At 70.6% G+C, this 14,469-nt stretch carries 9 protein-coding genes and 5 pseudogenes; 3 read left to right on the forward strand and 11 right to left on the reverse strand.

The window, feature by feature from the left end:
- Positions 1–511: 511 nt before the first annotated feature.
- A complete protein-coding gene (locus ACWEQL_RS34790) occupies positions 512–1,054 on the forward strand; it encodes a hypothetical protein (protein WP_452154386.1) in 543 nt (180 codons plus the stop codon).
- 39 nt (positions 1,055–1,093) lie between these two features.
- Here ACWEQL_RS34790 and ACWEQL_RS34795 read toward each other — a convergent pair.
- The 7 genes and pseudogenes from ACWEQL_RS34795 to ACWEQL_RS34825 form a co-directional block, all read right to left on the reverse strand.
- A pseudogene (locus tag ACWEQL_RS34795) lies at positions 1,094–1,246 on the reverse strand (IS30 family transposase); the annotation flags it as partial.
- A gap of 77 nt (positions 1,247–1,323) precedes the next feature.
- Positions 1,324–1,647, reverse strand: a pseudogene (locus ACWEQL_RS34800) (integrase core domain-containing protein); the annotation flags it as partial.
- Between the two features lie 42 nt (positions 1,648–1,689).
- Entirely contained in the window at positions 1,690–2,820 is a 1,131-nt protein-coding gene (locus ACWEQL_RS34805; protein WP_452154393.1) for an ISAs1 family transposase, read from the reverse strand.
- Positions 2,806–2,919: pseudogene (locus ACWEQL_RS34810) on the reverse strand (molybdopterin dinucleotide binding domain-containing protein); the annotation flags it as partial. The pseudogene ACWEQL_RS34810 and the gene ACWEQL_RS34805, both read right to left, overlap by 15 nt.
- A gap of 61 nt (positions 2,920–2,980) precedes the next feature.
- Positions 2,981–6,814, reverse strand: coding sequence for a hypothetical protein (locus ACWEQL_RS34815; RefSeq protein WP_452154387.1), 3,834 nt, complete (start codon positions 6,812–6,814; stop codon positions 2,981–2,983).
- A 3-nt stretch (positions 6,815–6,817) separates the two neighbouring features.
- Positions 6,818–7,606, reverse strand: coding sequence for a hypothetical protein (locus ACWEQL_RS34820; RefSeq protein WP_452154388.1), 789 nt, complete (start codon positions 7,604–7,606; stop codon positions 6,818–6,820).
- 310 nt (positions 7,607–7,916) lie between these two features.
- Positions 7,917–8,150, reverse strand: a pseudogene (locus ACWEQL_RS34825) (helix-turn-helix domain-containing protein); the annotation flags it as partial.
- A gap of 129 nt (positions 8,151–8,279) precedes the next feature.
- Between ACWEQL_RS34825 and ACWEQL_RS34830 the strand changes: the two are divergent.
- A complete protein-coding gene (locus tag ACWEQL_RS34830; RefSeq protein WP_371493627.1) occupies positions 8,280–8,495 on the forward strand; it encodes a hypothetical protein in 216 nt (71 codons plus the stop codon).
- A 208-nt stretch (positions 8,496–8,703) separates the two neighbouring features.
- Here ACWEQL_RS34830 and ACWEQL_RS34835 read toward each other — a convergent pair whose 3' ends face one another.
- The 4 genes from ACWEQL_RS34835 to ACWEQL_RS34850 all read right to left on the reverse strand — a co-directional run bounded on the left by ACWEQL_RS34835 (position 8,704) and on the right by ACWEQL_RS34850 (position 13,964).
- Positions 8,704–9,303: a hypothetical protein gene (locus tag ACWEQL_RS34835; protein ID WP_452154389.1), complete on the reverse strand. Its 600-nt coding sequence runs from the start codon at positions 9,301–9,303 to the stop codon at positions 8,704–8,706.
- Between the two features lie 224 nt (positions 9,304–9,527).
- Positions 9,528–9,905, reverse strand: coding sequence for a hypothetical protein (locus ACWEQL_RS34840; protein WP_452154390.1), 378 nt, complete (start codon positions 9,903–9,905; stop codon positions 9,528–9,530).
- A gap of 445 nt (positions 9,906–10,350) precedes the next feature.
- Positions 10,351–13,194, reverse strand: coding sequence for a hypothetical protein (locus ACWEQL_RS34845; RefSeq protein ID WP_452154391.1), 2,844 nt, complete (start codon positions 13,192–13,194; stop codon positions 10,351–10,353).
- Positions 13,191–13,964 (reverse strand): ADP-ribosyltransferase, encoded by a 774-nt coding sequence (locus tag ACWEQL_RS34850; RefSeq protein WP_452154392.1) that lies wholly within the window; start codon positions 13,962–13,964, stop codon positions 13,191–13,193. The genes ACWEQL_RS34845 and ACWEQL_RS34850 overlap by 4 nt, the downstream gene beginning before the upstream one ends.
- A 63-nt stretch (positions 13,965–14,027) precedes the next feature.
- On the opposite strand from ACWEQL_RS34850, the pseudogene ACWEQL_RS34855 reads away from it, so the two are divergent.
- Positions 14,028–14,469: pseudogene (locus ACWEQL_RS34855) on the forward strand (hypothetical protein); the annotation flags it as partial.

Here is a 14,469-nt window from a genome sequence, read left to right on the forward strand (position 1 = left end):
TGGTCGCAGACGAAGGAGTCCGCCTTGCCCTTCATGGAGCGGTAGGTGCGCGGGTCGATGACCGCGAGCTGCTCCAGGGTGACGCGCCCGGACAGGTGGTAGGCGGGGGTGCCCGCGACCTGCTCCATGCCCTTGCGGGCCGAGGGACCGGCCTTCAGCCGAACTCGGCAGGCCCGCGGCGGCGGTGAGCACGGTGGTACGGCGCATGGAAACGGGGTCCCCCACGAATTCGAATGAATGCGCCGAGCTTTTCACACGGCCCGATCGCGTCCGCGCAAGCTACTGATCACGCAGCCAAAGCGGCGTTCGGCGAAACCGCTGGTGTAATTTCTTTGAAAAATGGAAATTTGGCAGTAATTCCCGCACAGCTGCAGGTTGGCGCATGGTTCGAGGTGACCCCTGGAGGGAGGGTATTCTCACAACGGGGTACGATCGGGTTCGACGCCGATGGGATTGAGGTGACGCCGCGCTAGATTACTCTGTCCACGCGCTCTTTCGAAGGAGTTGTCGAGTGTCCTCAAATGGCTTGGGAGTTCCCGAGTTTCAGAGATACCTGCTCAAGATCATGGAACCTCCTGCTGCTCTGCTGGAGGCTGCTATCGGGCGGATCGAACCGGGTGGCGGAATGACCCGAGATGCGACCGAACAGATCTCCGAAATGCTTCGGCTCGGACTCGGCAGGGCTGCGGAGGCCAGGGAGCTCCTGGCTGGCGTACGATTGTCCCGTTCAGGCTGTGCTGTGACCGGCGATTCCATCGTCGAGCGGTACTCTCTTCCGCTCTGGCCGGATTTCGAATTCGAGATGGAGTTTGATTCCTCGGGTCGACACCTGGTACGGGCTGAGTTCTTCCGCGCATCCAGGTCGACCCTTTCGGCTGGAATTCCTAGCTCCTGGAAGCTTGTGAAGAGTGAGCTCTTCAGGGATTATGATGATGTGCGGGATATTGATGCATGGGGTCATTATGAGACCTATTCTGCATTGAGCATTGAAAGCGGGGGTAGGTACTTCTTCAGGTTTGCCTGGGGTTTGCTGCAGGAGATCGAGGAGATGTAGGCGGTTTCTAGAGATCGTCGCCACACGTGGTCGGTTTGATCAGGCCACGATGAGTTTATGCAGGCGCTCGGCTGGGGTTTCCCAGCCGAGCGTTTTGCGTGGGCGGCCGTTGAGTTCTGCGGCGACGGCGGCCAGATGCTCGGGGCTGCGGGCCGAGAGATCGATGCCCTTGGGAAAGTACTGCCGCAGCAGTGCGGGTGCCGAATAATCATCCGCGCTGGTCATGCGGCATGTTGGTACTCGTGGAGTGTGCCGCCGAGTCGGTCTCGTCAAAGGACCTCCAGCTGTGTGACGTGCCCTGGCGGGTTGATCGGTTCAGGTGGCAAGCGCAGGGGCGCGGCCTGCATCAGCGCTCGGCGTGGCCGGTGCCCGTTGTAGTGGGCCTCGAACTCACGGAGCGTGTGGAGGAGGTGGCGCTGGTTCCAGATCAAGGTACGGTCCAAAAGCTCCCTGCGGCAGATCTGTATCCAGCGCTCCATCAGGGAGTTCATCCGCGGCATCCGGATGCCGGTGGTGACCACCTTCAGGCCGGCATCGGCCATCAGGGCGTCGAAGGCGGCAATGAACTTCGAGTCGCGGTCACGGATCAGGAACCAGGTGTGTTGCAAAGTCCGGTGATCTCGCGAGTTCGCTGGTCAGGCGATGCCCAGGAGGTCGAGCGGGCGGGTGAAGGGCTCGTAGGAGGCGTGGCGGAGGCCGGCGGCGATGTTGCGGTGCCCGGCGGTGCGGAGGGCGTTGATCGCGAGGTTCCGCAGGGTTGCCATGTTCGCCGGGCCGTGGCCCGTGCGGATCCTGGAGGCGTCCTCGGCGAAGGTGGTGTCGCGGACGAAGTGGAGCCGGTTCTCGATGGTCCACTGCGACCTGGCGAGTCGGCCGAGCCGCTCGGGCGAGGCTTCCTGCGAGGTCAGGTCGGTGATCGCGTAGATGGTCTGGCGGCTCACGGTGCCGGTCGCGAGATCGGTGCGGTGCCGCAGGATGCGCGCGGCCTGAACGGCATGGGGGAAGTCCAGACCGAGGCCGGTGACGGTCAGTGCCCTGGTCACGCGGGTCTCGCGACGGCCGTGGCCGATCTCGCGGTCGTAGCGGCGCGCGGTGACGTCCTTCCATGGCAACGCTCGCAGCCGGCGGTGCAGTTCGGGCTGGTTGGCCTTGACCATCAGCAGGTAGTGGGCCTTCTTCTCCTCGACCAGGAAGCGGACGTGGCCGCGCTGAGTGTGCAGGGCGTCGGCCGTGACGGTGACCCCTACCAGGTCGTAGGGCACCAGCAGGGCGGCGAAGCAGGTGATCTCGTTGGTCTTGTCGGGGACCCGCAGCTGGGTGACGGTCCGGCCGTCTGCGGACATCGCGGCCAGCAGGTGGGCGGCGGGCGAGGTGCCGTGCCGGGAGCCGCGGGCGGTCTTTCCGTCCATGGCCACCGAGTCCGAGCCCGCGGGATCGGCGCCGATCAGGTCGGCCAGGCCGCCGGGGCAGGCCCGGGCGATGACTCGCCGGATCGTGGCGGCGCTGGGTGCGACGCGCACGCCCAGCGTGCCCGCGACCCGAGCGCCGAGGTGGGCCAGGGCGTGCTGCGGCGCGTTCGCGGACCACTGGCCGATGGCCGCGTACGAGCGCGCGCCGGCGATCACCGCCGAGGCGGCGACCAGCAGTACCGCCACGAACGGGTGACGCACCCCGCGACGTCGACGCGGATCGGGCAGCAGCCGCAACCGCTCCACCAGCGGCGTTCCCGCCACGCCGGCCAGGGCGGGCAAGGGGACGAACACCATGCCGTCGCGGGTGGCGGTGATCCGCAGCCGTGCGCGCACCGATCCGCGCGGGCTGGTGACCTCGATCAGGTCGCCCTCGGTCAGGCCGTGCCGCAGGGCCCACCCGCCCGGCCAAGCTCGGGCAGCCCTTCACCCGCTGGTCCATCCGCAAACTGCTCGCCTACCTGGGTCGGCCGGGGCCCGGTCGGTGGCCGGTGAGCCAGGCGGGGTCGCACAGCAGTAGGGCGTCGTCCGGTACCAGGGGCATCGAGCCGTGCGTCCGTGCGGCGTCGGCGATGCGACCGTCGAGTCCGTCGCACGGCAGGTCGAAAAACGCGCCCTCCGTGGCGGGTTCGACCTGTCGTGGAACCGATCGGCGCCGCAACGCCGCGGCGGTGAGGAAGCGGTCCGCCTCCTGTCGTGCCTCTTGGGACAGGACGCTGAAGATCCGGACGGTCTCGCCCAGATTCTCCCAGCCGACCTGGTCGAGGAGTGCAGGCGGAACGACGACGCCGGACGCGGTCGGTGCGGCAGACGCGTGCGCTGCCCGGACGCGGACGGCGAGCAGCCGCCAGGGCCCGTGCGGCAGACCGAGGAGCATCACCGCGCGCTCGCACACCGCGTCCAGGCAGTCGAACGCCGCCGTGGAGCGCGCCCGGACCATCGCACGGGCGTCCCGCAGCCGCAGGGCTGCTCCCGAGGATGTGAGGGCGTGCACCACCAGGGGACCGAGGAGCCGCAGGGCCATGCCGCGGTCGAGGACGACGGCGCCCGGGTCGTCGGTCGGCAGGTCCGCCTCCGGCTGGTGTTCCGTACCGGGGGCCGACGGGTGGCCGATCACCAACCGCGCCTGGGCGCTGTAGTCGACGGCCCGGAGCAGGAGCGCCTCGCGCAGCGTACCGGTGGTGGTCGGCCGGGGCGTGAGGTGGTCGGACAGGCCGACCAGCGTGCGCCGTTCGTTTCCCACGGCGGGATCGGGGCAGTCGCGGTTGGCCAGGAGACGCGTAACGCTCAGCTGGAGTTCACGCTGCTCGCGGTCCATGTACCTGGGGCTGGCTCCCTCCTCCTGGCGGCGGCGGTAGGTGGCCGCGCGGGTGAGCACCGGCCGGTAGAGGGTGTTGAGGTCGCTGGTGGCCCAGTAGCCACTGAGCGTGCGCACGTGCGGGCGGAGATCCGGTGGCAGGACCGGGATCCGCCGGATGACTACCGTGTCGAGTGGTGGGCCGTACCGACCGGAGGGGCCACTGCCGGAGGCCCGGTGCAGGAGGATCTTCACCGCCTGGCCGCCGGTGGCAGTCGAGATCTCGTATCTGCCGGGGTGCGCCACCAGCTCGTCGTCGGCCAGCAGCTGCCCGGGTCGCAGGCCCGTGGACCCGGGCTCCGTCACCATGTGTGTCATGCAGTCGGCGATCCGCCGGAGCTCGTGCTCGGTCACTCCGATGGCGCGGGCCAGCTCGGTGCAGGCCCGGCCGTGCAGGTACCAGCCGTGGACGACGGACACCGGGAGCTCGATGTGGCCGAACCGGCGGCCGCGTTCGCCGGACGGGACGGTTGCCTGCACGCAGGCACGGCAGGTGCGTCCGGAGTCCGTGGGGTGGCGGGGTTCCCCGCACGGGCAGACATCGTCCCGGAGGGGACCGAAGATCCGCTGGCAGTGGATACCGCTGGGATTCGGAAGGGTCGTGCGGAAGTTGATCCCTTCCGGGTCACGCACCTCGCCGTGTGACTGGGCCACCACGTCGTTGTCGGTCATCAGCTGGAGGCTGATGCGGTCGGCCGCCAGCGTGGGGAGGACGCGGGCGGCCCGCAGCCGCGAGCCGAGGCTGCGCACGGCGTGGCTCGCGGCCTCGCCCAGGTTCGCGGGGCCGTTGGCGGGCGGGCCGAGCGGTGTGACCCCGTCCGTCTCCAGCCTCGTGGTGAGGCTCTCGCGCCAGGCCGCGCAGTCACTCCGCGGGCCGTAGAGCTCCATGGCCAGGTGGCGAACTCCGTGAGCGGCCAGCCACTGGAAGTCCGCGGACTCGACCAGCTGGGCACCGCCGTCGCCCTGAAGGGGCTGGTGGTTCAGCAGGGAGTAGCCGCCAGCGCCGCGCGCCGTCGTGTCGAGGCTCGCCAGTCCTTGTGCAGACAAGCTCACCACGACCGTACGAAGGGGCGTCCCGGGCGGTGGTGCCCAGGGGTGGTCCGGTGCGACCACGATGTCTGGCGAGGCACCGGTGGCGGCGAGCCGCTCGAGTAGGGCCCTCCCGACCAGGCCACACACCACGGCATCGGCGCCGTCCGCGTCGGTGAGGACGTCCCCGTCCCGTACCCGGTGGTCGGTGGCCACAGCCACCGTGACCCGGGTCTGCAGCCCGTACCCGGCGTCCGAACGGCGCCCCACCGCAGCCGGGAGCCTGTGCTTCGCTGGGAAGCCGGGATCGATCCACTGGTCCAGCACGTGTCCCGGTTGGTCCCCCGGCATGCGCAGCGACCGGTCCTCCATCATCTGACCCGGGTAGATGAACTCCAGCAGTTTCTGCTCGGGCGTACGGGGTGTCTCCGGCCCCATGGGCGCGGCGATGCCCACCAGCAGCTGGCCGGGTAGCACCAGGCGACCTGGCACGGGCAGGCCGGACTCATCGAGGCTTGACGCCTGCTCGGTGTCGACGGACGGGGGGCTCGCGGTGAGGACCGCACCGTTCGTCAGAGCGGTACCGACCTGGTGCAGCACGGGCACCGCACGATCGTCCGCTGCCGCAAAGTCCTTCGCGACCACCGCGGCCCTGCCCCGTAGTCTGGGTGACGCCGCGACAGTGCACTGGAACGTGACGGCGCCCTGGCTCACCAACTCGCCCGGACTGAGGTCGGGCACGGCGATCTTCCGCAGCCGGTGCCAGAATCCGCGGGTGTAGAGGTGAGGGCGCACGCGTTCGTGGTCGTCCCACTGCATCAGCTGGCCCAGCAGCAGGTCCGTAAACCGGTCGTATCCGCTACGGTGCCTCAGCAGCGTGCGCCGCAGCATCGCCTCCAGCAGAGGGGGCTGAAACCCGGTCTGCCGGTCGTACGCGACCGTGTCCTCGAACCCGAGGAACCGGTCGCCGACCTCCGGCCGGTCCCGCTCCGCCCGGCCGCTGGCCCAGAAGACGGCAGGTGAGTCGAAGCCGACCACCCCGTCGCGCTCGCGGACACCGATCGGCAGCGGCAGCCACATCAGCAACAGGCGCTGCTCCTCCTCGAGTTCTCCCGACTCGTCCTCGACGCGGACGTCCACGGTGAGGGGGACGAGGAAGTCGTCCGGCCCCGCCCCGCCGCGCCTCACCTGCCACAGGTTGGCCAGGGTCACTCTGGTGCGGCAGTCGGGGCAGACGGCGTAACAGACGGACTCGCCGCACGAGGCGCAGCCGGGGGGAGGGTTCGGGATCCGGCCGTGGCCCGCGACCTCGCCGCACGGGCAGTGGTGGTCGAACCGGCGGGCGAGCCCGGTCACCCGGCCGCAGGAGCAGGTCCACTCTCCGAGCTCGTAGCTGGCGAGCCGCAGCCGAAGGCCGTAGCGGGCCTTCGAGGTGAAGAGGCGCTTCACCACCTTGTCGAGCCCGTCGGCCGACCGCTCGTCCGGCAGCCGGTCGAGCTGCAGGAACTCGGCGTAGGCCCAGCAGTGCGCCCGCTGCGCCTCCATGCTCCCGGGCCTGGCGAACGGGTGCTGCTGGACGAGCACCACCTGCAGGTAGCGGACCAGATCGGGTCTGCTTTTCAGGAAGTGGTCGCGCGCGATGCGCAGATCGACTCCGAGGGCGTTCGGCCCGTCGTCCATGCGTCCCACCGGACCGGTCGTCAGCCGCCGCAGACGCTGGAACTCCGGGTCGAGGAGCGTGTCGAGGAGGTCGTCGCCGCGGTTCTCGTCGGCGGCGCACCGGACGGCATTCCCGATCGAGTAGTCGGTGGGGTCCGCCCGCCAGTCGCGAGCGAGCGCGGACAGGCCGGCGTCGAGCTCGCCGCTGCTCCACAGGGCCCGCATCTCGGTGAGGAAGTCGCCCACCGGCTATGCCTCCCCGTCCTGGAGTCGGCTCAGGAAGTACTGCCGGAAGCGGTCGTGGCAGAAGCTGTAGCTGCGACGGTTGAGCCCGGCGAGGGGACCGTCGAGGTACTGCACCAGCAGGAAGCGGTGGATCTCTCGGATAATCGGATCAAAGTTGTACCAGGTCAGGCCCGGGACGCCCCTGACCAGGTCACTCCCGCTGAGGGTGCCGGCCTTCAGCAGGTAGGAGAGAATCCGGAGATGCTCCGCTCGGTGCGCGCTGCGGTACAGCTGCTCCAACTGCTGGTCGAGATAGCCTTCCAGGCCCGTGGGCATGCGCTTGACGGTCTGGCGTGTCAGCCGTCCGGTCGCGGCGTCGTCGACCAGGAACCGTATGTAGAACGGGTCGCCCGCGGAGACCTGGTACATCTCCGAGACGAAGTCCTCGTCGGCCGCCAGCGCCGGGGCTTCGCCGCCCGCCATGCCGAGCAGTTCCACAAGCGCCGCCAGGTCCAGGCCCGGAAGGGACACGCGCAGGCCCAGGTGGTCCGCCCTGAAGCCGATTTCGTCGAGGTAGGACTTCTTGTCCAGCCACCGGGCCGACAGCACGACCGTCATCCCCGGCGGCAGTCGGTGCGGAAGCAGAGGACCGAGCTCGGAGGTGTTCGCCAGCTCGTCGATGGCGTCGAGGACGACGACGGTCTGCTTCTTGGGCTGGCGGGCGAGGAGGCCGCGGAAGTGCTGCTGCAGGCTGGTGAGGTCGAGGCCCGGCACGTGCGCGGGATCCAGCTGCTCGCACAGGCAGTTCAGCACGTGGACGAGGCTGGTGGGATCGAAGCCGCTGCCGCCCCGGTACGCCTGGCTGATGAAGTGGTAGTGGAACTCGGGGTTCCGATGGACGAGGTCCGCGAGGAGGGAAGTCTTGCCGAAGCCTGACTTCGCCTCGACGAAGACGTAGCCGGAGCCCCGGTCGCGGATGTGCGCCGTGATCAGAGCGGTCTCGGCCTGCCGTCCGGCGAAGAGATGCGTGTGCTGCCCGATGAGGTTGTCGAAGAACTCCCTCAGCTGCGGCCTGGGGGGGATCGGACTGCTCCTCCTCCGCCCGGTCGTACAGCTCGTACAGCGGCTCGACCGTCATCCTCATGGCCGTGGCGAGCGCGCCCAAGGTCTCCAACGACATCAGTTCCGGTCCGTTCAGCGCCTTGCTGACCGTGGTGCGGCCAAGGGATGCCTGGCTTGCCAGTGCGCTCGTCGTCTTCCGCAGCTCAGCACGGCGGTTGCGAAGGAGTCGACGGAGCCGGTCCGCCGCCGAGCGGTCGTCCGGCCGGTCTTGCTCCGCGTCGTTCGAATCTGCCACAGAACCCTCCGGGTCACCGGCCGTGCAGCCGACCGCGCTGTACAGATGCGTTCACCTGAACGCCAGCGTACACGCCGGGTGGCATCGTGAATTGCGGACACCGACCCATGGGGAAAAGGAGATTGAACGATGATCACACAGTCTGGCGCGGCGGTCTGGATGCTTGCGGCCGCGGTCCTCGCCGCAGTCCTGGTCGCACTCGTCGCCGCCGCCGCGGCCGGATTCCTCGCGCGCTGGGACGGAGCCACGCTGCCCGGTGCCATCACCCGCGCGGGCGGCGCCTTCGCGGTCGCGCTCACCCTGCTCTGCGGCATCATCGCGCTGGGCACCGCTCTTCGGAGCTGAACGGCTCGGCCGGACGGGGCGCCGTCATCACTCCGACGCCCGTGTGCAGGCAGCCGAGGGTCTGACTGAGGTGGACGGGTACCGGGACCGCGGCGTCGATCTCCTCACGCAACTCGCCAAGAACCCCACCCTTGGCTCCTCCACCCGTGATCGGGCCAGCAGTCACCTCACTACCCTTCGCCGATTCCGCAAGAAGAGAAGAGGCTGGCTACGAGTCGGAAGATGACGCCCTCGGCTCGACGCCCCGCGGGAGATGATCGCACCTCGCCGAGCGGGCGCTGCGCGACGTCCTCGCGCAGCGCCCGCTCGGCGAGCAGCGCTGCGATCGGCTCCTGCAGGGCATCGGGCCTTTCAGGTGCTGCTGCTCGGCCTTGGCGTCGGAGCTGCGGGCCTGCCCGTACGGCCCCGGTGGCCGAGGGCGGGGCCTGACCTCGAGGGCGAGGACGCCGAGGCGGTGTTGGGCGGTCAGCTCGCGGCCGGTGCTCACGTGGCGGCGCCAGGCCTCGGTGGTGATGCCGTCCGGGGTGGGGCCGGTCTCGAGTTCGGCGGCGGGGACGTCGGGGTGGGCGCGGATCTCGGCGACTGCGGCGGCGACGATCCCGCCGACCGCCTTGGTCGGGATCGCGGCACCGTTGGCGTCCTGGTGGGTGGCGTTGGGGATGTTCGGCGATGCCTGGGTGAGGCGCTCGTCGCGTTCGTCGGAGCGTTTGGTGTCGGCGGAGACCAGCATGCCGAACACGGATTGGCCCTGGAGCTGGGCGAAGGCCTGGCGGAAGTGGCCTGTGCCACCTTCGGCCCGGACCTCCACTCGCTCCCGAGCGGCGCCCGCGCTCCTTCGGCAACCCCGTCGCCAGCGGCGTCCCGGTACCTCCGCCGGACGAACGACACAACCTCTCGCCCTCGCCACCGAAACACCGTCCCTGCACCCCGACCAGCGCAAGTGCAGCCGTCGCTGCCGGAAGGACAACGTCCGCCGAAGACATCAGGGACTTGCCTCCTGCGGCCACTCACATACGGGGCAGGAACGATCTTTCAGGGCGACAACGCCGCGATACGCGCTCTCTCCATGCGGGTCACGATCCGCCCGACCCGCTTGTTCGTTTTCCTCCCCCATCCGTAGCCGGCCAGCATCGGCAGCTGGTCGGTCCCGCCTGAGGCCAGGGCAAGCTCCGGCACATCCGCGGAGAACAGCGTCCCCGGGACGACGGCGGACCTCACCTCCTGGATCTCGGGCCACGTGTAGGACCGCCCCCTGAGCAATCCGCTGTACTGCACACCCCTTTCACCGAAGGAGACACCGAATATCGGGGCACGGATCGTCAAAACCATTCCCGGAACTCCACAGAGGACGATGGGGATGAGATCGTCGACCCTACTGAACTTCGTTGTCCCGACGATGGCGATCAGCATGAGCAGCAGCCCGATCAGAAAGTAGACAAGCGCCCAGGGTTACGCCTTCTCTGCATGGTCCATCCCATGTTGTGTAGTGCGCCTGGGCGCCACCCGATGTCGGGCGACTCCCGGCACGTTGGTTCGGTGAACCGACGTTCACCGATTGGTCAACCCACCCGAACGGCATGAAGAAGTCCAGCGCAGCGAGCACGACGGTGACGGCCGTACACCTGACAAACGTCCGGGCGGCCGAGCCGCCATCACAGTGGCCGAACAGAACCGCTTCCCGTCCCTGCCCCGACCCCGGCGCGGGCTCCGGCCGGGTCCTCGGCGCTGCACGAGGACGGCAGCGGCCTCCGCGGCCGTACGACCGTCGGCACTCGCCGCGCGCCCAGCCGGCCCGCCACTGCCAACCCCACCCCACCATCCGGGAAACGGCCGCGAGTTCATCCCTTGCTCATTGTCAGGCGAGGAGGAGTGCGATGACGGCCTCCGGGAAAGCGGCGTGGATCCGGCCGTCGGGCGTGGCGGTGAGTCCGTGGACGGGGCGGCCGAGGTTGAGGTCGACCGGGGATCCCGTACCGGGGCGGTAGAGGCGGACGAGGCCGTCGGCCCAGGCGGCGGCGGTGAGGACGCCGTCGGGGGTGTCGGTGGCGGCGACGGCCGTGACGGCGCCGGGGCGGGTGTCGACGCAGGTGGGTCGCAGGCCGCTGTGGTACCAGTGCCAGATGGTGCCGTCGGCGCCGCCGCTGATCTGGAGCAGGCCGCCGGTGGTGGGGGTGAGGTCGAGGGCGGTGACCCGGCCGCGGTGGAGCGGTTCGGTGTACAGGCGGCCCCCGGTGGTGAGGATGTGGGTGACGTTGCCGGCGTCGTCGCCCACGGCGAGGACCTGTCCGTCGGCGCCTTCGGCGAAGGCCGCGGCGGTGAGGCCGGAGGAAGTCCGGCGGGCGAGGAAGTCGAGCTGGACGGCCAGGTGGTGGACGGGTACTTCGCCCTCGACCGTCCTGCTCGGTCGCCTCGCCCCGACCGGCGGCAGGTGGATCGGGAGCGTCCCGGGGGCCGCCACGGCGGTGACGGCGCCGTCGCGGCCGAGCATCACCAGGGCCCCGTCGTCGGCGACGAGGAGCCTGGCGGGATACCCCTCGGGCAGCGGCAGCGGGGCGAGGCCCTCGGCCGGCGTTCCGGAGCGCGGTTCGAGAAAGCGCAGTTCGCGGTCGGTGGCGACGCCGAGACGCCCGGCGTAGGGACCGTGCCCTGCAACGATGCCGCGCACCTGTGCCTGGCCGGTGCGGTGCGACCACGTGGCCCACCACCCCTGCCGGGAGACGTAGGTGAGCAGATCCGCGGCGTGCTGGACGCGGCCGCCGAGGTGCGCGTGCAGCGCGGCCGCGCGCTCCGCCGGCGTGGTGGCGGCGGCGCAGGCCGGGCCCGCGAGGTCCCAGGCCTCGGCGAAGGGCGCGATGCCGCTGTCGCCGTCGGGTCGGACTGTGGCCCGGTTGTGCTCGAAGGCCGCGGTGACGTCGGCCGCCTCGGCGTGGGCCTGGAGGATCGGATTCGCCAACAGGTCGCCGGCGAAGCCGGCCCGCACGACGTGCCGCATCAGCACGCCCAGGGCCGCGGGGTCGGCCCGGTCGAAGTCGGGCCGCCCGTCGTCGCGCAGCGGAACGGTGGCGATGATGCCCAGGACCAGGGCGGTGTGGTCGGTCGCAGGCCGGTCGGCCGCGACGCGGGCGGCGAGCTGGCGCGGTGCCGGTCGCCACAGGGCCTGTGCTCCGTCGGCGAAGTGGCCCTCGGGGGGCGGGAGCAGTCGGGCGGCGGCGCGCCGGACCGTCTCCAGGCCCCCCGCCCCGGGCAGCGCGGCCCAGGTAGCGAGCGAGAGCGGACGGCCTGCCTCGTTCAGGGCCCGCACGGTGGCCCGCTCGTCCTCGGGCAGCGCGTTCCACCACGCCGCGGCCAGGCCCACGGCCTCGGCCGAAGACCCGCCCCCGCCAGCGATGGCGAAGGGGTCGACCGGGCCGAGGGAGGGGGTGCGCGCGGCGAGCAGGGCCAGGCCCGGACTCGGGTACACCCGCTCGGCGTCCACCGGCGCACCGTCCAGGCGGGCGCACCACTCGGCGAACCGGGCAGGGTCGGTCCAGCGAGGATCGTCCAGGTCCAGGACGGCGGCCCGAGGGTCCGCCGCATACAGCGCAGCGGCCGCCGGGCTGCCCGAGGCGCACTCGACCACCAGCCGCAGCCACGGGATGCGCGCCAGCGGGGCGAGCAATTCGGCGGCGATCCGCTCCGGAGCGCCGGCCAGCAGATCGTCCCCGGCACCGTCCAGGCCGGTGACGACCACCGTGCGCGGGATCCCGTCCTGCAACACCCCCACCAGGTCATCAGGCGTACGCGCGAGGACTCCGAGCAACGCCGCCAGCCGCCAGGTCGCGCTACGTACGGTCAGTCCGTCGGCCGACAGCACGGCGTGGACACGGCGGTCCGGGTTGCGGTTGTCGGGTGGGCAGGCGGCGGCGAGCCAGGCGAGAAGATGGGTGCGGCCGCTGCCGGAGGACCCGCCGATCCGGCACAGCCGCGGCGCGCGGGGGTCCTCCAGCCAGTCGAGCAGGGCACGCCCAGCCGGCCGGCGGCCCGCCCCCAGCGGGAGCAGCGGCGCGGTGACGGGCTCGGGAGCGGCACCGTGGAGCGGGTTGTGCCAGAACCGCAGGACCCGCCCCTCGGGGTCGGTCTGCCAGGCGCCGGCGACGGCGTGCCCGGGCACCCGCCCCGCGGGGTCGTGGCCCTCGTCGACCTGGTAGACCCACCCGCCGCTCGTACGGGCGGCCTCGGCCTGCGCGGGGCCGAAGGGCGGGTCGGGCCGCCAGCCGTCGGGCCGGGAAGCCTCCCCCAGGGGCGTGCCGTGCTCGGCGAGGTCGGCCAGCCAGGCGAGGCTGGGCGCCACCGCGCGCGAGCCGGGCACGATGCGCCCGGACAGTTGGGTGCCGGGTTCGGCCATCAGATCGCGGATCGCCTCGGACGGCTTCAGGCCGCGTGCCTTGGCCCGCCACAGCTTCTCGTTCCAGAAGATGGCGGCGTTCTCGTTCGGCAGCTCGCGCCACCACTCGTAGCCGGCCGCGTCGTCCTCGTCGCGGAACCAGATGAGGCCCGTCGGATAACGGTCCTCGAAGAAGGTGACGTAGTACTCGACGGGCCCGTCCGTCGTCCTGGTGTACTGGGGCGGAGCGTCGACGAGCTCCATGTGCACGTCCGCAGCCAGACGCGGGTTGATGTGGTCGTCACTCACCGGCTGCTCGTCCCCCGTCGCACTCATCCCAGAACCTCACCGAAGACATGGTATTGATCACCGATTTGGACGACGCGGTCCACCCGCCACGTCAGCCCACGGCGCAGTAGCAGCTCGCTCTCTCCCGCGCCCACCTGGCCGGCCTTCTCCACCCACATTCCGGGCGTGCCCGCGGGCACCTTGAGGTGCAGGATGCCTTCCTTGCCCTGGTAGATGGCCGGCAGGTCCCCGATCGAGGTGGACATGTAGCCCTTCTCGACGAAGGACCTGCCCGCCATGTTCATCGGGTCGTCGAGGCCGAGATGGCCCAGGTCGGTTCCGCGGTGCACCACGACGTTCTCGGGGATCGGTCGGGCTTCGAGGGCCCTGTCGAGCTGGGGGATCAGACGGCCGGCCTCAGGCGTGGCGGGGCCGGTTCCTCGAAGAGCCCCGTTGATCTCGCCGTCGGAGCCCCACGTGTACTTGCTGACGGCGTCCTTCTGCTCGGACGGAAGCTTCTCCGCGACCTCGTTCCAGGTCTTCGCACCGTACTCCTTGGCGTCGATGCCGTCGAAGTCCCGCGCCTTCGAGGCCAGCTCACGCTCGGCGGCCTGCAGCTCCAGGCGCTTGGCCTCACGCACGGCCTCGGCCTCGAAGTCGTAGCCCTTGTCGAGGTCGTCGAAGCGGCCCTGGGGCCGACTCGGAGGGCTCGGCGCCACCGGCTCCGGCACGGGCCGATAGGCACCCGCGCCCGCGCCCTCCGGAGACTTGATCGTCCAACTCTCGGGAAGCACCGCCGAGCCGGACGGCGACGGCACCTCAGGCCGCACCGCAGCGCCGACCTTCTCGAACGCCTCCTTCGCCGCCGGTCGGCAGCCTCCTTGGCGGCCTTCGCCGCTGTCTCCTTCGCCGCCTGTTCGCCGGCCTCCTTGGCGACGTTCTCGGCGGTGTTCTTCACGGTGTTCTTCGCAGCCGCGGTGGCGGCGGTCTTGGCGGCCGTGCCGCCGCCCCCGCTGCCGGCGCCGAGGAGGATGTTGCCGACGAGCTTGCCGCCGGCCTCGGCGGGGTCGCTGCCCCAGCCGCTGCCGACGATGCCCTTGACCAGCTCGACCGGGTGGTCGCCCGCAGTGATCAGGCCGGCGAGGGTGGTGTTGACGGTCTCGACGTACTTGTGCGGGTGGGAGATGTTGTACGGGTCGTACGGATTGAGGCTGCGGCCCAGCTTCACCATGTCCGTACCGGCCTGCAGCACTCCGCCCTCGAAGTGCAGCAGGGCGACGGGGGCGGCGCTCAGGCCGTCCGAGATGTCGGCCTTCAGCTGCT

This window comes from Kitasatospora sp. NPDC004240 (assembly GCF_053603215.1).

Bases quoted from the DNA above. Each gene is read 5' to 3' on its own strand.
- ACWEQL_RS34805 (WP_452154393.1), bottom strand. From the start codon at position 2,820: ATGGTGTTCGTCCCCTTGCCCGCCCTGGCCGGCGTGGCGGGAACGCCG.
- ACWEQL_RS34830 (WP_371493627.1), top strand. From the start codon at position 8,280: ATGATCACACAGTCTGGCGCGGCGGTCTGGATGCTTGCGGCCGCGGTC.
- ACWEQL_RS34840 (WP_452154390.1), bottom strand. From the start codon at position 9,905: ATGCTGATCGCCATCGTCGGGACAACGAAGTTCAGTAGGGTCGACGAT.
- ACWEQL_RS34845 (WP_452154391.1), bottom strand. From the start codon at position 13,194: ATGAGTGCGACGGGGGACGAGCAGCCGGTGAGTGACGACCACATCAAC.